9 protein-coding genes and 1 pseudogene are annotated in these 21,740 nt (G+C 65.7%); 5 read left to right on the plus strand and 5 right to left on the minus strand.

Features of this window, described 5'->3' with window-relative positions; all coding sequences use genetic code 11:
- Nucleotides 1-784: 784 nt before the first annotated feature.
- Together QMG73_RS26065 and QMG73_RS26070 are read left to right on the plus strand one after the other, a co-directional pair.
- Nucleotides 785-1,324: a hypothetical protein gene (locus QMG73_RS26065; protein WP_281899921.1), complete on the plus strand. Its 540-nt coding sequence runs from the start codon at nt 785-787 to the stop codon at nt 1,322-1,324.
- Nucleotides 1,317-2,354 (plus strand): tyrosine-type recombinase/integrase, encoded by a 1,038-nt coding sequence (locus QMG73_RS26070; RefSeq protein ID WP_281899922.1) that lies wholly within the window; start codon nt 1,317-1,319, stop codon nt 2,352-2,354. Before QMG73_RS26065 ends, QMG73_RS26070 begins: the two co-directional genes overlap by 8 nt.
- 111 nt (nt 2,355-2,465) lie before the next feature.
- Here QMG73_RS26070 and QMG73_RS26075 read toward each other — a convergent pair whose 3' ends face one another.
- Nucleotides 2,466-2,921, minus strand: coding sequence for a DUF6896 domain-containing protein (locus QMG73_RS26075; protein ID WP_281899924.1), 456 nt, complete (start codon nt 2,919-2,921; stop codon nt 2,466-2,468).
- A gap of 512 nt (nt 2,922-3,433) precedes the next feature.
- Here QMG73_RS26075 and QMG73_RS26080 point away from each other — a divergent pair.
- Both QMG73_RS26080 and QMG73_RS26085 read left to right on the plus strand, forming a co-directional pair.
- Nucleotides 3,434-6,922, plus strand: coding sequence for a LamG domain-containing protein (locus tag QMG73_RS26080; RefSeq protein ID WP_281899926.1), 3,489 nt, complete (start codon nt 3,434-3,436; stop codon nt 6,920-6,922).
- 143 nt (nt 6,923-7,065) lie between these two features.
- On the plus strand, nt 7,066-13,923 hold the full coding sequence (locus QMG73_RS26085; protein ID WP_281899928.1) for a polymorphic toxin-type HINT domain-containing protein: 6,858 nt from the start codon (nt 7,066-7,068) through the stop codon (nt 13,921-13,923).
- Nucleotides 13,924-14,026: 103 nt separating this feature from the next.
- Here the strand turns inward: QMG73_RS26085 and QMG73_RS46465 are convergent, their stop codons facing one another.
- The 4 genes and pseudogenes from QMG73_RS46465 to QMG73_RS46470 form a co-directional block, all read right to left on the minus strand.
- Nucleotides 14,027-14,425 (minus strand): helix-turn-helix domain-containing protein, encoded by a 399-nt coding sequence (locus tag QMG73_RS46465; protein WP_407676859.1) that lies wholly within the window; start codon nt 14,423-14,425, stop codon nt 14,027-14,029.
- A gap of 407 nt (nt 14,426-14,832) precedes the next feature.
- Complete coding sequence (locus QMG73_RS26090) at nt 14,833-18,072, minus strand: hypothetical protein (RefSeq protein WP_281899929.1); 3,240 nt, start codon at nt 18,070-18,072, stop codon at nt 14,833-14,835.
- A gap of 698 nt (nt 18,073-18,770) precedes the next feature.
- Nucleotides 18,771-19,667, minus strand: a complete 897-nt coding sequence (locus QMG73_RS26095) for a recombinase family protein (RefSeq protein WP_407676860.1) — start codon at nt 19,665-19,667, stop codon at nt 18,771-18,773.
- A gap of 226 nt (nt 19,668-19,893) precedes the next feature.
- Nucleotides 19,894-20,535, minus strand: a pseudogene (locus QMG73_RS46470) (hypothetical protein); the annotation flags it as partial.
- Nucleotides 20,536-20,925: 390 nt separating this feature from the next.
- Here QMG73_RS46470 and QMG73_RS26100 point away from each other — a divergent pair.
- Entirely contained in the window at nt 20,926-21,483 is a 558-nt protein-coding gene (locus QMG73_RS26100) for a hypothetical protein (RefSeq protein WP_281899932.1), read from the plus strand.
- Nucleotides 21,484-21,740 lie beyond the last annotated feature (257 nt).

Raw genomic sequence — 21,740 nt, forward strand, 5'->3', positions numbered from 1 at the left:
GTACGGCGGGGAACTCCCGAGCGGCGGATGTTTGCGCCTCATACGAGGATTGTGTCCTGCTCTGCCAGTCTTTGGTGTTCGTTCTCGCTACCCTCATCTTCCGCGCCTGGTCGCGCGGGGCGATTGATGCGTATTGACTACGCCTGAACGAGTGATCTTGGCATCCTCATTTGCCGCCGATCCGCTCGTCACAGAAAGTGAGGAGCGGATCGTTGTGTCGTCGGCGTACTGGCTGCCGCACGGACCGTCGTGGCGGCTGGCCAGACGTTGGCCACCTGAGCTCCGTGGCTGTGCCGGCGGTTTCGTTGGAGGTTGTTGGTGGTGCCGTTATCCGCGCGGCTTGGCCGGGCAGGTTCGAACACCTATCTGTCGGTGGCTATGCAGGCGGCGCGGCTTTGGGCTTCGGTTACCTTGCTTGTGCTGCCGGACCGTGGGCGGTGAGTGCAAGTTCATCGTCCAGATTGGACGGTAGGCGGTGGAGTGGTCGTGCACCGAGCTGCCACAGGGAAGGGCCGCCGAGTCATCTGGCCCGGCGGCCCTTGCTGTCACTCGTGCTAGCGATGGTGAGAGGGCGTTTGCCCAGGTAGATTCTGTATTAGGTTAGGGAGAGCGTGCCGGCGAGGCGCAGCTTCCGTTGGGTATCGGTTTGTGTCGATCCTCGGACACCAATTTCGGTGGAATCCCGCGTTAAGCGGACACTTCCGCCATAGCGGGGACTATCAGACATCGCTGCCGATTCCTGCTGGACACGAGTTGAGGCTGCGCTCGGTCGAACCGTCTGATCTTGCCGTTTCCCGAGTTCAGGGCCCTGGCTCGGTTGACCATGAGCGGTATGGGCTCGTCCGGCAAGGCGGGTGCCGGTCGTCCCGAACGGTTGATCGGGGCGTTGGTTCCACCCCTGACGCGGCGCTCCGCGCCGGCAGTTCCGCTGGTGGTGCCGAAGCTCCCCAGGCTCGGGCCGGCCGACGCCCGGTCTGAGCCGTTGCTTCTCGACGTGGTGTGCCTGGATGCCTCTGGTCGGTTCTGCTCGCGCTCGGTGCTGACAGCGTTGGCGTGGTCGCCGGGACATCGCGTCGATGTGCGAGTTGGCATGGACGTCGTGGTGATCGCCTCGTGTGCGGCGGGTCGGCAGGCGGTGGGCGGCCGCGGCGAACTGACGTTGCCGATTTCGGCGCGGATGCTGGCCGGTCTCGACCTGGAGGCGCGGGTGGTGCTGGTCGCTGTGCCCACGCGGGATCTGTTGCTTGTGCACCCGCCGGCGCTGATCGCTGGCCTGCTGGCCGAGTATTACGGCCCGCGGCCGGAGCACCACGACGATGGCTGATCCGGAGCGCGTCGCGCAGGCCCGCAGGTTGCTGGCGCAGCTGGGTGTGACCGTTGCCGACCTACGGGCCGCCGAGAGCATCGGAGTGCAGATGCCTACGGTCGGGGAGTATCTGCCACGGGTGATCGCCGCGGCCGGGCTCAGTGCCCGGCGCACCTACGGCAACTATTGGGCGCGGATGGTGGCGCTGTGGGGCCATCGACGCCTGGACGCGATCTCGGCTACCGATATCGAGGCGCTGCAGCGCGAAGCGGTGGCCACGGCGGTGGCACGGCGCAATGGTCGCGGCGGCCGGCACGCGGGCGAGCATGTGATCGCGGCCGCGCGTGCGTTCTTCGTTCGGGCGGTCGCCGATGGGTTGATCGATGCTTCGGCGAGCCCGGCGCATCAGATCGGCAAGCCGCGTCGGCTGCCCAGCGTCCGCCGGGCGTTGACACTGCGGGAGTTGGCCGAGATCAACGAGGTGGCGCGGACCAGTGGTAACGATGCGATCCTTGATGCGTTGCTGTTGCGCCTGCACATCGAGACGGCCTGTCGGCGTGGGGGCGCGCTCGCGTTGCGCCGGATGGATCTTGACCCGGTACGCGGGCTCGTGCGGCTGCGCGAGAAGGGCGAGACGCTGCGGTGGCAGCCGATCAGCCTCGACCTGGCTGCCCATCTGGTCGACCATGCCGACAACCACGGTGCCGTCGTGCCCACGGATCAGTTGCTGCGCTACCGCGACGGTCGTGCGTTGACGTCGCGGCGCTACGACCACCTGTGGAAGCGGATCGGGGATCGGCTGCCGTGGGTCGCTGCTCAGGGCATCTCGACCCACTGGCTGCAGCACACCACGCTGACCTGGGTGGAGCGTAACTTCGGCTACGGGATCGCCCGCGCCTACGCCGGGCACACCGACAAGACCGGCCCGGCCACCACGACCTACATCAAGGCCGACCTGCAGGCCGTCGCCACAGCCCTGGCCGCGCTCACCGGCCAACCGCATCCACTCGCGACCAGCCTCGAAGACCTCGGGTTGTTCGGAACCTGACCGCTGGCTCTGTCCGGGTCGTCACGGACGCACGGACTCGCGGCCTCCCGATCGACCGAAGGGCGGCACGCAACGTGCGGATCGGTCGCGAGCGGGCCGAGGCGATGCCGGTCAGATGATTCCAGCGAGGTCGAGCAGTCGGCACATGTCGTGGAAGCCCTCTGTGCACGCATCGAGGATCGCGCTGTGGCGGCCGGAAGTCTCGGCGTACACCAACAGGAAGTACGGATCGATGGTGTCCGGAGCGTGCAGGTTCGCCTCGACGACCACGCCGCTGGCGGGATCTTCGAACCGGCAGTGTTCGCCATGTGGGCTCGTGTACCAGGTCGTGTCGTTGAGCTGGACAGTCTTCGGGTAGCTCCAGTCGATGTCAGACGCCGGTGAGGGTGCGACCGGTAGCTGATCGACGAGCGCGCGGGCCAGTTGGCGGAACTCGGCGATGAGGTGCTCAAGGGCCGGGCGCAGGGTTGCAGCTTCCGAATCGGTGACGAGTTGGAGCACGGTGAGGATCGGACCTCGACCCGCCACCGACGACGAGGCGATGACGTGCATGTCGGGCGGGAGCATCGTCCGCAAGGTCCGTGCGGTGGCCGTGATCGCCGACATTCCCGCGGGTTCGTCGAGGGATATGACTAAACGCCGCCCGCGTGCGACCCGACGACGGATGCCGATGGGGTCAGGTGGCCCCGTGGGGACCGCCCCTGTCGCTGGATCCATGGCGTGAGGTTAGCCGCCGACGTAGACCGTCAGCGCATTGGTGGCTAACCAGCATCCCGCCGTACCCGACGTATCTGATGCCGGGCCTTGGTGGTGGGACGGCGCGCGGCTGATGCGTAGCTTCACCTCTTTGGGTGGCTTCGGGTGGCGGGCACAGTGTCTGGCGGTTCGCCGGAATGGTCGTCGTCTATTGTGGATGATCCGTCGCTGGCTCCACTCTGTAATGTCCACTTTGCCTCTTGCGCTGGCCAGGCGCCCATGGGCCGTAACGGTGTGTAGGAATTCATTGAGACATTGACAGGGAGCTGCTGGGTTCCTTACTGTCCGTGCTGCTTTGATCATTGTGCGGGGCGGGGGCGCGGATGTGGCGGCAGGCGGCTGGTGCGACGGGTGCGGCGGTCTTACTCGCGGTACTGGGGATTGCGGCAGTGGGGCAGGCGGCGCCTGTGCCGCTTGCGATTCCGGATCCTGTTGAGGTTCGCGACACGCCGGAGAGCCAGGCATTGGCGGCAGCGAAAGATAGTGGGCGGTCGGTGGAGGTTGCGGGCACGCGGTCCGAGGCCGCCCGTGTGTTCGCGACGCCGGATGGCACGTTGGTCTACGAGGCTTACGCGGCTCCCCGATGGACGAACCGGGTTGGCGGTGTGTGGCGGCAGGTCGACACGGGGCTGCGATTGAGCGAGACGGGAGTGGTCGCTCCGGTGGCGACGCTCGCGGATGTGCGGTTCTCATCCGGGGGTGCCGGGCCGTTGGCGACTTGGCCGATCGCCGGCGGCCAGTTGAGCTTCTCATGGCCGGCGGCGTTGCCGCCGCCTGAGTTGGATGGGGATACGGCGATCTACCGCCAGGTGCTGCCGGGGGTCGACTTGCGGGTACGGGCTCTGGCGGATGGCTTGTCTTGGGTGCTGGTGGTGCATAGCAGGGAGGCGGCGCAGAACTCGGCTCTGGATCGGCTGAGCTTTGGCTTGTCGGCGTCTGGCTTGACGGTGCGTGGTCGGGCTGAGGGCGGCTTCGAGGTGGTGGACGGTGCTGGAACGGTGGCCGTGTCCGCTGGTGAGGCACTGATGTGGGACGCCTCAGGCGTCGCGACGGCCGAGGCCACCGGCGGGTCGGCTCGGGCTACCGGTACGGAGGACGATGAGGCCGTGCTGCGGTCGGCGCCTGACTTGTCCCGGAAGGCGGAGCTTTCCACCACGGTTGAGGGTAGCGATCTGGTGATTTTGCCGGATGCGGATCTGCTGCGCGGCTCCGAAACGACCTATCCCGTGGTGATCGACCCGTCAACGACGATTAACAAGCTGTGGTGGGGTTATGCCAGTTCGGCCAACGCGACCAATGACGATGGCGTGGCGCGGGTCGGCAATAGCCCGGATGGCAGCGGCAACTATCGGTCGTTCTTCGCGTTCAATCTGGCTGGTCTTGCCGGGAAGGAGGTGCGTTCGGCGAAGTTCCTGACCACGTTGACGCATTCGTGGTCGTGCGCCGCCACGCCGGTGAATCTGTACCGGACGGCGGACCTTGGCTCCTCTGGCAAGCAGACCTGGGATGGGCCGAATCTTCAGCTGTGGCTTGAGCAACGATATGGCAATGCGCACAAGCCCTCGGGTGGCGGAGCGTGCCCGAATGATCCGCAGCGGGATATGCCGATGGAGTTCGCCGCGGAGGCGTTGAAGAACGACATCGAGGATGCGGCGGGTCAAGGAAACTACACGCTGGCGCTGTCGGCGCGGAAGTCTGACGGCTCGGGGGAGTCCACTGAGGGGTGGTGGAAGAAGTTCAGTCCTTCGGCGACGAAGTTGACGGTGGAGTACAACTCGCCGCCGAACACGGCGACCGCCGCGCAGTTGGCGACGCACGCCGGTTTCTCCGCTCCGGCGCAGGCGTGTGTGACAGGTGCGGCGCGTCCGTTGGTGCGGTCAGCGACGCCGTGGCTCAAGGCGACGTTGACGGACCCGGACGGCACGGGTAGCGGGTCGCTGTCGGGCTCGTTCGCGCTGCAGAAGTGGAACGGGTCTACCTGGGTTGGCATGTCGGGTTGGCCGAAGACCGATTCGGGCGTGGCGCATGGTGCGAAGGCCGAGGTCCTGGTCCCGTCCGGCGTCGTCGGAGGCGACCGGTTGCGATGGCAGGTGCGCACCAGCGACGCGCTCGGCGGCGTCTCCAACAATTGGTCGCCGTGGTGCGAGTTCGATGTCGATGGTACGCCGCCTGGGGCGATGCCGTCGGTGACGTCGGCTGACGGGCTCTATCTGGAGTCGCCGCCGAAGGGTACGAACGAGCAGGCGCGTGGTGGGGTCGGGGTGTCGGGCCGGTTCACGTTCGGCGCGAACGGCATAGCCGAGGTCTATGACTACGTCTATCAGGTCAGCGGTGGGCCTGAAATGACGGTGGTTGCGCCGACGTTGGGTGGCTCGGTAACGGTGTGGGTGACTCCGACCCATGACCTTGACAACGTGTTGACCGTGAAGTCCCGCGATGAGGCAGGAAACAGCTCCGACGTATACGAGTACGTCTTCGTGGTCGCAGCACCGTCGGGGACCGCAGCGGCCTGGGAGATGAACGAACCGTCAGGTAACACGTTGGCCGGTGCGGATGGTGGCCCGTCGGCCACGGTCGACGGTGCGTCCAGGGTCGACAGTCGGGTCCTGGGCAGTCATGAGACCACTGGAGTGAACCGTGCTTTGCGGTTCGACGGTGTCAACGACTACGTGGCCACCGCGGCGGCGGTGTTGGATACGTCGACGAGTTTCTCAGTTTCGGCGTGGGCCCGGCCTACGAGCACTGGCGCGTGGGGCGCGGTGGTGTCGCAGTCCGGTACGACCAGCAACGGTCCGTTCAAGCTTCAGCGCGACGCCAACGGCTACTGGTACTTCTATCTGTTCTCCAAGGACGGTTCGCCGGTCGTGGTGGGTGCGCAGTCAGATGCTGTGGCGCCGTTAGGTGTGTGGCAGCACGTGGCCGGTGTCTATGACGCTGGAGTAGGTCAGATCCGGCTGTACGTCAATGGTGTACTCCAGGACACGAAGCCGGTCACGTCGTCGTGGGCGTCGACAGGTGTGATGCAGGTGGGCCGTGTGCATTGGCAAGGCACGCAGACCAATCACTTCACCGGCGACATCGACGATGTGCGGGTGTGGCAGCGGGTGATCCTGCCCGACCGGGACCTACGTCGGGACACGGATGGGCCTTTGAGGCCGGTGCTGGTCGGCGAGTGGGATATGGAGGACTTTGACGAAGAGGAGCCACGCCAGGAGGGGGACGGGTCGGGCTACCAGCGGCCGGTGACGTTTGGCGCCGCGCCCGGCGCCCAGTGGTGCGAAGGCATCAACTTCTCCAAAGCCCTCTGTCTGGACGGCAGCACGACCGCGCTCGCGGACACCGGTAGTCCGGTGCTACGCACCGACCAGTCATACACGGTGTCCGCTTGGGTCAAGCCGACTGCGTTGAGCACGTTCCCGACGGTGCTGTCGCAGTGCGGCGGCCAACGATGCGCGTTCTATCTGCAACGACAGGACAACGCGCCGGCTAGTTGGGCGCTGGTCACGGCGTCAGCGGATCAGCTCAACCCGGCGCCGACGTATTCGACCGCGAAGTGGTCCGGAACGCCGACTCTGGACACCTGGGTTCACCTGACCGGTGTGTATGACGCGGACAAGGCGAAAATCCGGCTGTACGTCAACGGCCAGTTCGTCGCCGATGCCACTGCGCCACCGTCCTGGGCGGCCGGTGGGCCGCTCCGCCTCGGTCGGGCTGACAGCGGCAACGCGGTCGCTGGTGCGATCGACCGCGTCCGAGTTTGGCAGGGTGCGCTAACCGACGCTGAGATCACGGCAGTGGTGTCGGAAGCGTAGTAAACGAGCCTTTTCAAGGCCCGTCGTCCGTGGCAGCTGTTCACACCGTACGTGTTAGGCCCTACTGCAAGGGGAGGCAGATCGTGGGCAGTTGGCGACGCAGGCTTATCGGGCGGTCCGTAGCCAGGTTCCGGTCACGGGGCGTGCGGTTGATCGCCGTGGCGGCTGCGGCGACGTTGACGGTGACGTTGGCTCCCCAGGTAACAGCGCCAGCGGAGGCCGAGGCGCCATTCGCTGGACTGGAGCCACAACGCCACCGCTCCGTCCAGGGCAAGGACGCGCAACCGGGCAAGGCCATGCCTGCCACGGAAGCCGTGGACAAGGTTTGGCCCGCGCCGAGTTGGCCTCCAGCCACGACCGTCGACGTGGTTCTCTCCAAGGCAAATGGTGCTGCAGGATCACTCAGCGGGGCGGTTCGTGCCGGTTCGCTGCCGGTCCGGATCGGCGTCGCCGGTGCCGGGCGAAGCCGTGCCGCCGGTTCGGTACCGGTATCCGCGCGGGTGCAGATGCTGTCCCAGGAAAAGGCTCGAACGGCTGGTGTCAACGGGTTGCTGCTTCGGGTCGGACGTACCGACGAGGCCAGCCAAGCGGGCGCCGTCAACGTCCAGGTGGACTATTCGTCGTTCCGGCATGCCTATGGGGCGGACTGGTCGTCTCGGCTGCGTCTGGTGCGCCTGCCCGAATGTGCGCTGACCGCTGCACGCACGTCGGGGTGCAAGCCGGTTCCACTGGCCTCGCGTAATGATGTGCGAGCGGCGACTGTGTCCGCGGACGTGCCGGCCTCGCCCGCCACCGCGTCATCCTCCGGAACGCTGCTCGCGTTGGCTGCCGGGCCATCGGGTGGCGCCGGCGACTATGGCGCGTCGAGCCTGGCTCCTTCGTCGACCTGGGGGCATGGCGGTCACACCGGTGGCTTCACTTGGTCGTATCCGTTGCGTACGCCGCCCGGGGTGGGTGGCCCGGCCCCGACGCTGAGCCTCTCGTACGCGTCGCAGAGTGTGGATGGCCGGCACGCGGCCACGAACAACCAGCCGGGCCCGATCGGTGAAGGTTTCGACCTGGAGCCAGGATTCATCGAGCGGCGGTACAAGAACTGCTCCGATGACACCGGCGGTAACGCCAACAACACCACCGAGACCGGTGACCTGTGTTGGGGTACCGACAATGCGGTGCTGTCGCTCGGCGGCTCCTCCACCGAACTGTTGAAAGGCAGCGACGGGCAGTGGCACGCCCGTGACGAAGACGGCTCCAAGATCGAGCAGATCGCCAGCAGCGTCGACAACGGCGACAACAACGGCGAGTACTGGAAGGTCACCACCGCGGACGGCACTCAGTACTGGTTTGGCCGCCACCGGCTACCGGGCTGGTCTGCCGGCCGGCCAACCACCGACTCGGTGTTGGCTGTGCCGGTCTACGGCAACAACCTGGACGAGCCGTGCCGCGCCTCCACCTTCACCGCGTCCCGCTGCAGTCAGGCGTGGCGGTGGAACCTGGACTACATCCAAGACGTGCACGGCAACACCATGTCGCTGTGGTGGACACGCGAGACCAACTACTACGCGGCCAACATGGACACCGACAGCCCAATCGGCTACCACCGCGGTGGCTACCTGACCCGGATCGACTACGGCAGCGACAACCGCGACAACAACGAATACGCAGCCGCCTCACCATATATCGAGAACACCCCCGGCCGGGTGGACTTCACGCCGGCCGATCGGTGTCTGTCGTCCAACTGCGGCACCAAGAACGCAACCACCTGGCCCGACACGCCATGGGATCAGGAGTGCACCGCCACCAGTACCGAATGTCTGAACGGGTCGCCCACGTTCTGGTCAGCCAAGCGGCTATCCGTCGTGACCACGAAGGTGTGGAAGGCGACCACCTCCTCCTACCAGCCGGTGGACTCGTGGACGCTGCGCCACTCGTTTCCCGACCCGGGCGACGGCACACGCGCCGGCCTATGGCTGGAGGGCATTACCCAACGCGGGCTCAACGGCACCACCATCACGCTGCCCGAGGTCACCTTCGGCCGCATCCAGATGAGCAACCGGGTCGATGCCAGCGGTTCAGACTGGGCGTTGGCCATGAACTGGTGGCGCCTCAACTCGGTCCGTACCGAGACCGGGGGCCAGATCTACGTTACCTACAGCGGCCCCGAGTGCGTCGCTGGTTCGAACCTTCCCGCAGCCCTGGACAACAACGCAAAGCGCTGTTTCCCCGTCAGGTGGGAGCCACCCGCCTACACCAGCCTGGTAACCGACTACTTCCACAAATATGTGGTGACCGAGGTCCAACAGATCGACCACACCGGCGGCGCTGAGACCGTCGTGACCCGGTACGAGTACAAGAACCCGAACAACCTGCCCCTCTGGCGCTACGACGACGATGACGGCCTCGTCGCGGCCAGCCGAAAGAGCTGGGGCCAATGGCGCGGCTATCCGACTGTGGTCACCAAGGTCGGTGAAGGCGCCGACCAAACCAAGACGGAAACGCTGTACTTCCGTGGCATGCATGGCGACAAGCTGGCCGCCGGCGGCACCCGAAACGCCACCGTCCAAGGGCTCGAAGGCGGCGCCACCACAGACTACGACCACTTCGCCGGGATGGCGCGCGAGCAGATTACCTGGCTGGGCTCCACTGTGTTATCCGCGACCGTGACGGATCCGTGGCGATCCGATCCACCGACCGCTACCCGAGCTGGCACGCCGCCTACCGAGGCCCGGTACGTGGGTAACCGGACAGTGCGCACCCGTACAGCGTTGGACGGCGGTGCCTGGCGTCGCACAACGACCACCACGACGTATGACGCCTACGGCATGCCTACCGCGGTCGACGACCTGGGCGACGACGCCACGACGGCAGACGACCGATGCGCCGTCACCGAGTATGTGCGTAACACAGTTGGCACCAACTGGCTCCTCACTCCGGTGAAACGGATCCACAGCTGGGCCGACGACTGCAACACCGCAGCCACATCCGGCACCCAGGTGATCAGCGACACCCGGCACAGTTATGACAATCTGGCCTACGGCACCGCGCCTACGAAGGGTGCCGTCACTACCGCCGAAGAGATCAAGGATTGGAACGGCGGAAACCGCGCGTACAAGACCGTCGGCACAAAGAAGTACGACGTCCACGGACGGGTCACCGAGTCGACCGATGTCACGGGCCAGATGACCAAAACCGACTACACGCCTACGACCGGCGGTCCACTGACCCAGACCGTGACCACCAACCCGCTGCTGTGGGCCGACAAAGTCGAAATCGACCCAGCCTGGGGCAGCACGGTCAAGTCAACCGACGCCAACCTGCGCGTCACCGAGATTGCCTATGACGCCCTCGGCCGGACCACAAGCGTCTGGCTACCCAGCCGTGCCCGGACGACGTTCCCCAACGACCCGTCGACCGGCTACACATATCACCTGTCGACCACCGTCAACGTTCCATCCAGCATCACCACGCGGACGATCAACGCACGCGGCACCTACCGCACCAGCTACGAACTCATCGACGCACTCGGGCGAAGCCGGCAGACCCAACAGGTAGCGGTCGGCGGCGGACGCGTCATCACGGACGCCTTCTACGACTCCGCCGGGCGGAACTGGAAGGCCAACAACCCCTACTTCAACTCCGGTGCGGCGGGAACGACCCTCTACCTTGGCTTCGACGCGGACATGCCGAGCCAGACCCAAACTTTGTTCGACGCCGCCGGCCGCCCCACCCACGGAATCCTGTTCACCTCGCAGGCCAGTACCCAGGTGGAGAAGTGGCGCACGTCCACGACCTACCACGGAGACCACGCGAATACGACACCGCCGGAAGGCGGCACCTCCACAACGGTATGGACGGACGCTCGCGGCAGAACCACCAAGCTATGGCAGTACCACAGTCCGACGCCGGCCGGCACCTACGACGAAACGAAGTACGCCTACGACCACAGCGACCGGCTCGCGTCCGTGACCGACCCCTCCGGCAACACCTGGTCGTACACCTACGACATCCGCGGCCGTCAAACCCACGTCGACGACCCCGACAAGGGGCTCACCGAAATCGGCTACAACGACTTCGACCAGCGAGAGACAGTCGAGGATGCCCGCGGCATCACGCTGGCCTATACCTACGATGTGCTGGGCCGCCGGGCGACCGTCCGGGATGGCAGCATCACTGGAACCAAACGCGCCGAATGGGTCTACGACACGCCGGCCAAGGGTCTGCTCAAATCGGCCAGCCGCTGGGTCGGCACCGACGAATACAAGACCGAAACCGTCACGGTCGACGTCCTCTACCGGCCCACCCAGACCCGGGTCATCATCCCTGCCAGCCAAGGCAAACTCGCCGGCACCTACACGTTCCGGGCCAGCTACCTCGCCGACGGCTCTCCCAACACCAGCGTCCTGCCCGCAGTCGGAGGACTGACGGCGGAAACCCTCACCTATGGCTACGACAACACGTACGCGCTGCCCGACACTCTGGCGAGCAACTATGCGGGCTCGGCCTACTACGTCATCGACAGCGTCTACACCAACCTGAACCAGCACAACCTGACCACCCGGGCCACAGCCATGACCGGTGCGGCCTCCCTGCAGTCTGGCCAGTACTACGACGCGGCCACCGGTCGGGTTACACGCCGCCCAACGACGAAGTCGGTCGGCACCTCGTACATCTCTAACGCCACCTATGACTATGACGATGTCGGCAACATCACCAAGATCAACGATGTCGCCAGCGCCGGCGAGACCCAATGCTTCACCCACGACCACCTCGGCCGCCTCGCCCGCGCCTGGACGCCAGCCTCGACGGACTGCGCGACAGAACCGACCGCTGCCGGACTCGGCGGACCAGCGCCCTACTGGAACAGCTGGAGCTTCGGCGACGCAGACGACCCGAACGGACGCATCGGCAACCGTGTACGCCAAGTCGAGCACGCCACCGCGGCCGGCGACGTCACCACCGACTACACCTACGACGGCAACGGCGCGAACCAGCCACACACCCTCACCAGCACCGCGCGAACCGACAACAACGGCACCATCACCACCGGCTACGAATACGACCCTGCTGGCAACACCGAATCGCGGCCAGGGCCCAACGGCCAGCAGACCCTCACCTGGGACAACGAAGGCCACCTAGAAACCGTCACCGACACGGCAGGTGCCAACAGCTACATCTACGACGCTGACGGCAACCGACTCATCGCCAAAGACCCGACCGGCGCCACTCTCTACCTTCCGGGCACCGAGGTACGGCTCACTACCGCTACCGACACCGTCAGCGCCACCCGCTACTACACGTTCAACGGCGAACTCGTTGCCCAGCGCACCCCATCCGGATTGACCTGGCTCGCGGCCGACCACCAAGGAACCAGCCAGATCGCCGTCACCGCCGACGCCACTCAAACCGTCACCAGACGCCGACAGACGCCCTACGGCACACCCCGGGGCGCCACGCCGGCCTGGCCCAACAAGCTCGGCTATGTCGGCGGCTACCAGGACGACACCGGTCTGACCCACCTCGGCGCCCGCGAGTACGACCCCGCCACGGGCCGGTTCATCTCCGTCGACCCCGTCCAGGACATGGCCGACCCGCAGCAGTGGAACGGCTACGCCTACGCCAACAACGGCCCCATCACCAGAAGCGACCCCAGCGGCCTCATGGCCGAAAGTGGCGGCGGGGGCGGCAAATACGTGCCACCCCCCACCGGCGGCCAAGCCCCTGCCCCGACGCCGAAACCGAAGAAGACCCTCCTCGGCAAAATCACCTCCGGCCTCGGCAAAGGCTGGCTCAGATTCAACATCGACCCCATCATCAGCGTTGCCGACGTCGTCGTCACCGGCGCCCAACTTGCCTACAACAACGTCACCGCCGCCGCCAACGACGAAAAGTCCTGGGGCGACGCCATGCAAGAGATGGTCGACTACAAGACCGAACTCGATGTGGCGTACGTGTCAAGCCCCATAAAACTGGTTGAGGAGACGGTCGACGAAGCCGGCGCAGCCGTCGACGCCGCCGCAAAGGGTGATGTAGAAGGCTTTTTCGAACACACCTACATGGCAGTCGGAAACGTGGCAACCGTAGTCATACCCGGCGGCGCCGGCGTCGGCGCCGCCAGAACGGCAGCGGGCGCTCTCCGAGGAGGCATACGCGGCGGTGCGCGCAATCTCATCGACTGCCGCAAGAATAGCTTCGTCCCCGGTACGCTAGTCCTTCTCGCGGATGGCACACGTAAGCCGATCGAGACCTTGGTGATCGGGGATGAGGTCCTCGCAACAGATCCTGAAACGGGTGAGACCGACGGAAAGAAGGTCGCGGCCACCATCGAGGGCGTCGGGACCAAGGAACTTGTGCAGGTCACTGTTGCTGCTAAGAATGGACCAGCACAAACGATCGTCGCCACTGACGGTCACCCATTCTGGGTAGAAACCGCTGCAACGTGGCGAGACGCGGCAGCCCTTCAACCTGGCGACGAACTGCTCCGGCCCGACGGTAGCCGCGTACGAGTGGTCGATATATTGGTGTACGGAGCCATTGCGACAGTACACAACCTGACAGTCCGTGACATCCACACCTACTATGTGATCGCCGGCAAAACCCCGGTCCTCGTCCACAACTGCGGTGACGGTCTCCTGCATCCTGGTCGAAATGGTGCGGATGATAGCCCTCAAGACTGGATTCCCATGAGTTCATGGACGAGGAACGGTACGAATCTGGCGGAGGGAACCCATCATTTTGTGGTCATGCCAGATAAGTCAGTTCGGACTTTCCATGAAAGTATCTGGGAGATCGCACCGGGCGCTGGTCACACAAGCCTCTCGCGGGGTAAGGGTGTACTGGCTGCTGGTACGTTCGACGTGGGCCCGGGTGGAGTGATCAATCGATTCGATAACTTCTCAGGTCACTATCGGCCAGGTGTGTCCACCGAAGGCGTCATACGCGATTCCTTGGGTCGGAATGGATTCAACCTTAACAATGCACAATGGGATCCCTTCGAATTCAACTAGTCGCTAGCGTGATTATTCCTGGCTAGATGCCTGCGGGGTCACTGAACTGCATTCAGGCTGGTGCATCGGTGATCCCGCAGGCTATGGTGCCAGTATCATTCGGTTAAGCTGGCGGATTGCTACGCCCTGACGGGGTGCCTCCGCGATCTTCTTGGTTGTCGCCTCTGAGAGCCCTGGCGGATTGAACTAATAGCTTGACCTCTGCGGGAGTCAAGAAGCTGGCAGTAGCAACGAGTTGGCCTATCTCTACGGTTGCATGATATGGCTCTCGCGCGGCCGTTTCAGAATCTATGGAAAGGTTCGCGATGACAAATAGGTCGGCTGCGTCTAATTGCAGTACAGGCGCGAGGTCCCGAAGGATATCGTGCGTTGGTTGGAGCTTACCCGTAAGTAGTTGATTGACAGTCGACTCGGCCCGACCAGAAGCCCGGCTGACGGCTCTGGCCGATAGCCGACGGTTCTGCATAAGGCCTTTAAGGACCCTAGCGAAATCGGCGCTCATGGTTGTATCCTATACAGGTTCGACGTTCACCTGCGCGCCAGCCTGGAGCGCGGTCTTGGTGCCAAGTTGGGCCTGGCGGTGCGCGTCGGTTGCTGTCACGGCTGACGTCAACGGATCAAGCACATGCAAGACCGTCGATTTAGCGATGCAGCTGATGGCCGGTCCTGGCGGTCGTGCGCGTGGGCCGGCTTCGGCCGTGTTCGGCGTTTTATCGTTTGGACGCGTTCCATGTGTTCGCCGCTGGCCTACCGGCGGCAATGACACCCCCGCACGGGTGGCTGATCATCCTCGGGTATTTCTGCTCGCCAGACCTCGTCTCGTGTTGCTTCGATCCTCCGGCGTCGCGTGCTGGGCGATGGCGAGTGATGGCGAGCCAGGCGAAGCAGATTGAGCTGGCCAGCGGCGGATCAGTTGTGGCCTTGGCTCGGCGGGTTCAGACGGTGGCCGCCGACGCAGAGCGGGGTAGGCAGTTCCCACTGCGCCAGCCCCAGCTCGGTCCGCATCGTGCTCAGTTGGTTCCAGGCGACGAATGGGTTGACCGCGAAGGTCTGCCGTGCGCGCGTCAGCACATCCAGGGCTCGCCCTCTGTCGTCGTTGACGGCATGGATGAGGCGGTCGGTCGTGATGTCGTTGTCTACATCGAACAATTCCAGCAGTGTGCGGCAGTAGTAGAAGTAGCCCACCAATTCCACGGTGAGTCGCAGCAGTTCGCGGCGCTCGGGCACGTCTTGTACAGCACCGTCGTGCAAGATCGGGTCGAGCTGGCTGAGTGGCTCGAGCCAGTGCTCGTCGAGCAGACAGGGCTGGCGGCGCGGGCCGAGCGGTTCGCAGACGTCAAGGTTCTGTACGGAGCTCAGCACAGCGGACACGTCAGGCTCGACGAGCATCGACTTGATGGCGGCGGTTACGGCGTCTCGCTTGCCGTTGAGGTCGCGGTGGATCGTGTCACGGGCGATCGCCGCCAGCGGCGAGCCGGCCTCGCCGGACCCGGCCAGGGAGATCATGCGATCGGTCGCGCGGATCAGGTCACGGGGAAGGCCGCCGGATTGGCAATAGGCGAGCGCGAGGTACGGCTCCGGTACGCCGGTGATGCGCCCGTTGAGGAGCGTGCGCGCTTGTTCCGCGTTCAAGTACGGCACGCGTACGACCTCGTCGAAGGCGCTGTCGAAGACATCGCGGAAAGGCAGGCCACGCCGTTCGAAGCTGGCGATGGCATCCTCGGACATGGATACCAGGAACCGGGTGTCCTTCGCCTCCAAGATGCCTTTGATCTCGTTGAGGAAATCCCGGGCCTTGTCGACTGACTCGATCTTGTCGAGCTCGTCGATGGCGACAACTGCAGGACCGCGGGCCGGGAGCAGCCTCTTGATACCGTCAACGATCTCGGGCACAACGAGCGGCATGTCTGCCTCGGTGGTGCTGCCGCTCGCGCCGAGGTCCATCCCGAAGGGCAACCAGCCGTTCGTGCCGACCTTGGCCGCCCCGGTCCAACCCGACATCACCGATCGCTGGTAGCGCAGCCGCCGGAGATCTCGTACGGCCTGGGCGACGTAGGCGTCCGTCGGCCCCGGACGCTGCATTACCTGTGCCAGGTGCTGGTGCCACTGGCTTCCAACCAGCAGGGCGGCGCAGCCGCCGGCCGCGAGCATCCCACCCACGACGAGCCGCACGTCCACGTTGGCCGTGGTGGCCGGCACCACCAGCAGCGCCGTGCCCGCCGCCACAGCAACCAACTGCGCAGCCGACACCGCTATGACAAGACACACGCCGCGCGCGGCGCGCAGTACCGTGGCATGTCCGCCGGGCTCGCTCGTCCCGGCCTGGACGGGCGGCAGCCGGCGTCGGCCCCGCCGCGGGATCCAATAGACCGCTGATCCCGCAGCCGCCGCGAGCAGGATCGCACCTGCTATCTGGCGTGGCGTGATCCGGTCCGCGGCCCCGACCGCGACGGCGCCGCACGCGGCCGCCACGGCCAGGAGCCGTCCAGCTCCGGGCAGGCTCGCCGATAGGCGACCAAAAAGCGCCAGCAGTGCGACCTCCACCAGATACTTGTGATGGTCCGGCCCGGCTGTAGGCCTGCGCGGCGCGAACAGACGTTTGAGTACGCCCAGGAGCAGCAGAGCTACCGACGCGGCGACGACTACGGCGCCGCCCAAGGCGACGAGCGTCGGCGGTGTCATGGGGGTACGGGCGGCTACCGACGCCAGGATCGCGAGACCGGTAGCAAACGTCAGGGCCGGCAACAGAACCAGGCTGAGCAGGCTCGCAGCCCGCAACCGGGCAGGTGGTGACGGATCTGATCCGGGACGGAACTCGGCCGACGTGCCCTTCAGCACCTCCTCACATACGAGGCTGTACAGATAGGTGAGGAACTCCCGTGGCGCGTAACTCGCGGGCGCCTGCAGGAAGATGCGCACACCGCCGCCCGCGATGCCTGGCTTTTCCCATAGCGCTCTGCTCTTGAGCAGAGTGCTCTTCCCACAGCCGCGCGGTCCGGCGACGCCGACGCTCACCCGCAACGTGCGGTCCAGAGCGGTTAGCTCCTCTAGCTCTGTCCCCGCCGTGGTCGATACGAGGGTCGCCATCTCGGGATCGGCGCGCAGGTCACCGGTAGGCACCTTCGTCAGCGTTTCCCGATACCGTGCCCGGCGGTCCTGCGTGAGCGCGCGCAGTTGGAGCCGCTCATTGATGGCTAGCCGAAGCTGAAAAAACATGCTCTCGACGAGGGCGCGGTGCAGGTTCTTCATGGCGTCTGCACGCTGGCGGGTGAGTTGGTGCCACTCTCGGTTTTCCGCGAGGATGCGGTCGATATTGCTTTGCGTATCTCTGAGCCACTCACGGCTGCGGTGCCCACGAGACGATCGCTCTGCCGAGCCGGCATCTATGTCATGTCGCAACAGTTCGTACTCGCTGTCGAGCGTTGCCACTAGGTACGCCCGCAGGTCCTCCCGCTCCGCGTCGATCCGGCGCAGCTCCGCCAGCTGACCTAGGCACGGCTGCCACGCCACCGCGTCGTCGTCCAGCACGCGCCGGAGGTCGTCCTCGCCGAGCCCGACCGGGTCCGCCTCGGCCAGGATGGCCTTGTTCGCCAGCGCCTGCTCGCGCGCTTGGACCAACAGTTCCTCGTACTCCCAAACCTGCTCGATCGCCCGTCTGGTGGCCTCGTCCCGGCAGACAAACGCCAACTTCTCCAGGCGCGGCGCGACACTGCGCAGCGCCGCCCGCGCCGCCGGCACAGCGACTGCCGCCACGTCATGGGGCGACAGGCCGATCGCACCCGTACCGAGTAGCGGCAGGCCGAGCGCGCGGCCGCCCATCCGGGCGGCGCTCCGAACGATCGCCGAGGTCGCGCGTCCAATCGCGTCGAGTCGGTGTTTGCGGTCGGCGGCGGCCGGCGCCTGGCCCGGATTCCGCCCCGTCGCCACAATGATCCGCCGAAGAGCGCTGGCCGGCAGGTGACCCTCCGGTACATCGAAGAATGCGGGTTGATCGGGCAGGATCTTCGCGAAGTCGACTCCGTCCCAGACGGCTGGAGGCAACCACGTCGCGACCTCAGCCGCGAGTATGCCCATGCCGTCGGCACCAACCGACACTGCCAGGGTGTCGATCCTGAGGGTCCACGGTTGATCGTTTACGGCGACGACCACCCGCGTGTCGCCAACCCTTCCCAAGCTCCCTGTGCCGTCCGCCGTAGCGTCAGCGCTAGGGGCATCCGGGGCCTGTGGCGGCGCAGCGGTCATGGGCCCGACAATTGTCGCGCACCAGCGTCGCGGTCAATACATGGGCTACACGATCCGTCCTCATTGTCCAGAACGCGACATCCCGTCTCGTGGCGGACCAATCTCGGCCGGGCGGTTTAGGCCGGGTCCGCCGAAGGCCACATCGGGGCCGGCGCCTACGTGCGCACCGGGCATGTATCGCACGTCCGAGCGCCACTTTCCTGCGTGCCGCGTGGTGCGTGAGGCGCGAGGACACTGCTCTTTGTCATACAAGCTGGCCGGCGCCGATTACCGGCATGTGCCTCTCCAATGTGGCCATCGAGGAGATGCCGCAACGGCTGATGAAAATAGGGATCTGTCACGGCTTCGGCCTCGCCAATCACTCGTTCGAGAGTGGCTACAGACACCAGGCGGTAGCGGGTCCTTCGAACTCAGTAGTGGAGAGTCGTAGTCATCGGCTGTTGTGGAGCAGTCCGGCTGCAGACGTGGGAGGCCTAGTGCAAGCCATGTCCCGTCACGCTTTCGGGGAGCTGCTCTGATGGTCTGCGGCAGCTATCATCTACGCATGCACACCGTTTCCCAGCGGATGTGCTTGGGGTGTGTGGCCGAGTCCCCCCTCGGACACGTTAAACCCCACCAAAACTATTCACGTTTCGTGATGGTGGCGGTGGGGTTCGCTGTTTCTGCCGTCCGATCACCGCTGTCCGGTGTCGCTCGTTCGGCGCGTCCTGTGCCGTCGAAGGACGCTCCTGTCGATGGTTGGGACCGCGCTGGGTGTTGCTGGGCTGCGTAGCTGTCGCCGGCAGTGTGTCCGGAGTCGTCTGCGCTGCGATGGCCGTTGATGCGGGTTCGGTGGGGTCATCGATGGTCAGGGTGGTGGTCGCGCAGATGATGACGGCGTCCCGTGCGCGCAGGTAGCCGGCCAGGTCGGCCACGCCGGTGAGGCCGGGGAGCGGGTCGGTGTCGGTGAGCGCGGCGAGGGTCTCGGTGAGGAGCCGGCGTTCTGGCCAGTACACCCAGCGGGGATGGTTGTTGGGCGGGTGGGCGCTGGTCCTGCCGTGCCTGCATCTGTAGCCGGGGTGGCCGTGTACCCAGTGCGGTTGCAGCCGCCGTCCGCAGGTTTGGCAGATCAGCAGGCCGGTGAGCGCGTAGACGCGGGGTTGGTCGTCGTGTGGGGCTGCGGTCGCGCGGACGTGTTGGGCGGTGCGGAAGTCGGCGTCGCTCACCAGGGCGGGGTGCGCCGGCTTGGCGGAGACGACCCATTCAGATTTGGGGTTCCAGGCGCGGGTCTTGCCGAGGCTGGTGCGTTTGTCGCCGGGCACGGTTTCGTGGTGGTCGGTGCGCTGCCGGTTCCAGACCTGCCGGCCGGTGTAGCGAGGGCTGGCGAGGATCGCCGCGATGGTGCGTACCGTCCACACAGGTTGGTGGCGGTGGGGGTTGCGGGTGGGGTCGTGCGCGGCGGGGGAGGGGATGCCGCGTTGGTTGAGGGTGCGGGCGATGCTGGCGGTGCTGGCCCCGGCCACGCGTTGGTCGAAGATCCATTGCACGTGGGGTGCGGTTGTCGGGTCCGGGTCCAAGCGATGCAGGCGTCGTCCCCACCCGGGCGTGTTGTGCGTTCGGGTGTGGTCCGGCGTCGACCAGACGGTATCCGTATGGTGGGCGGCCGCCCAGGTGCCGGCCCTGTGTGAGGGCCTGGGCGCGCATTGCCGCGCTGGTGCGCCAGCGGGAGCGTAGGACCTCTCGTTCGGCCTGGCGGCCGAGTAGTAGCAGCAGGGCCTGGTGTGCCGGGTTGGTCAGGTCGACTGGGCCGTCGAACTCGGCCATCCACACCGTGATTCCGTAGGCGTGTAGCAGGGCGATGGTGGGTCGGGCCTGGCCGCGGTCGAAGGCGCGTTCGAACTCGCCGATCACGACCGCGTCGAAGTCGCGGTCCGGGCGGGCGGCCGCGTCAAGTAGTGCGGCGGCTTGTGGACGTTGGTGCCAGGGAATCCGGCGGGAGTGGCCGATGTCGAAGAACTCGGTGCTGATGTGGCCGTGGCCGCCGATGAAGTGAGTGGCGCTGTCCAGCTGCCACTGCCGCGAGGATGCCGGGTCCTGGAACCGGCCGGTTGAGGTCCGTCCGTAGAACGCGAAGCGTATGCCGACATCACTGTGTCGTGGACGCCGGCCACGTGGCCGCGACCGGATCGGCGGCTGGGCTAGCCACATGGCGAACGGGTCAACGTCGGGCTCGAGCGCAGTGCTGGTAGCGGGGACCGGCACGTCGATCACCTCGATGGGGGAGATGGGAACCAATACAGCCAGTACCCGTCTGCGATCGGACCCATGGCTGCGGTCCGAGGAACTCACCAGGAAGAGTGACCTGCGGCTGCCGGAGGGGCGTGCTGTCATCGGCTATGGCGGCGGCCGGCGGTCCGCGCGCTGTCCGGATTGGACAGCCCACGATCACGACTTGAGAGTTCTTGCGGCTGGCTGCGGTTCGTCGTGGGTGGCAAGCGCCGGGCCAGATGCGCCTGCGCGCCGTGGAGACGAGAGCATTTCGTGGTCTTTCCATCAGGGACACCGGGACGCAGGCCATGCTGTGAGAGGTACGACGGGAGCTGGCCTCGCTGTTTGCGGGTGCGTAGCTTCGGTGCAGTAGTCTCCCTCAGCCATGCCCGATTACTGTTTCCTGGAGCATCGATGTCGTCGCCGTCGAGTGAGCCGAACGTGACCGATTCAGTCGAACCGTCAGCTTCGCCTCGTGCGTCGCGGAGTCGTCGGTGGGGCCGGATCCTGCTCGTGGCGGCGGTCGTCGTTGTGGTGGCGGGCGGCATAGCGTCGGTGATGGTGTACGCGTCACCGGAAGATTCGGAGCGCGTCGGCCAGCAGTCGACGCCGTCGCCCGCGCAGGCGGAGCGTCGGGTGGTCACGCCGCAGACTCTCGTCGGGCGTGAGAAGAGTTTCGATAGAGGGCATCGACAGTTCGACGAGTTGCTGATTGTTGGCATGAAGCAGCGTCTGCCGAAACTTACCGGCGTCGTCAGCGGCCACTACGGCAGCCGGGAGAAGGCGAACCTGGTCGCGGTTGGTGCCGCTGCCGGTACCGTTGACTCCCCGGCCGTGAAACTCGACGAGATGTTCACGTTGGCTTTCAAGGTGACCGGTATCCAGCCGGTTGATCCTGGCCCTCTGGGCGGGGTCGCCAAGTGTGGCGTCGCGGAGTCGAACGGCATCTCCGTCGTGGTCTGCGGCTGGGCCCACCCGGGCAGCCTCGGTCTTGTCTACTTCTACGATCGGACCTCCGCCACCAGCGCCGAGCTTGTCGACATTCGGAACGAGGTTGAACAAGCCGCATGAGTCTGCCGTCGGGTACGCGCGTAAGGACGTCGCGGCGCATCCTCGGCCGTGGCTGGCAAAGGCATGGACCAGCCGCCTTCTGTGACTGGGCTCGTCCGAGACACGGGCTGGTGGGTTGTATGTCGGCTGATACAAGGGAACGTCTTCGACGGCCGGTTGGCCAATACAGTGGCTTTGCACCGTCTCGCTGGTGGAACTCCTTGTCGGGTAGCTATGCCCGCATTGTGACCGTCTAATATGGATGATCAACTTCCTTG

The organism is Phytohabitans aurantiacus (genome assembly GCF_027923225.1).
GTDB lineage: Bacteria > Actinomycetota > Actinomycetes > Mycobacteriales > Micromonosporaceae > Phytohabitans > Phytohabitans aurantiacus.

What these genes read in the sequence shown, in the direction of transcription:
- QMG73_RS26070 (WP_281899922.1), top strand. Translation starts at nt 1,317, where the DNA reads ATGGCTGATCCGGAGCGCGTCGCGCAGGCCCGCAGGTTGCTGGCGCAG.
- QMG73_RS26075 (WP_281899924.1), bottom strand. Translation starts at nt 2,921, where the DNA reads ATGCTCCCGCCCGACATGCACGTCATCGCCTCGTCGTCGGTGGCGGGT.
- QMG73_RS26080 (WP_281899926.1), top strand. Translation starts at nt 3,434, where the DNA reads ATGTGGCGGCAGGCGGCTGGTGCGACGGGTGCGGCGGTCTTACTCGCG.
- QMG73_RS46465 (WP_407676859.1), bottom strand. Translation starts at nt 14,425, where the DNA reads ATGAGCGCCGATTTCGCTAGGGTCCTTAAAGGCCTTATGCAGAACCGT.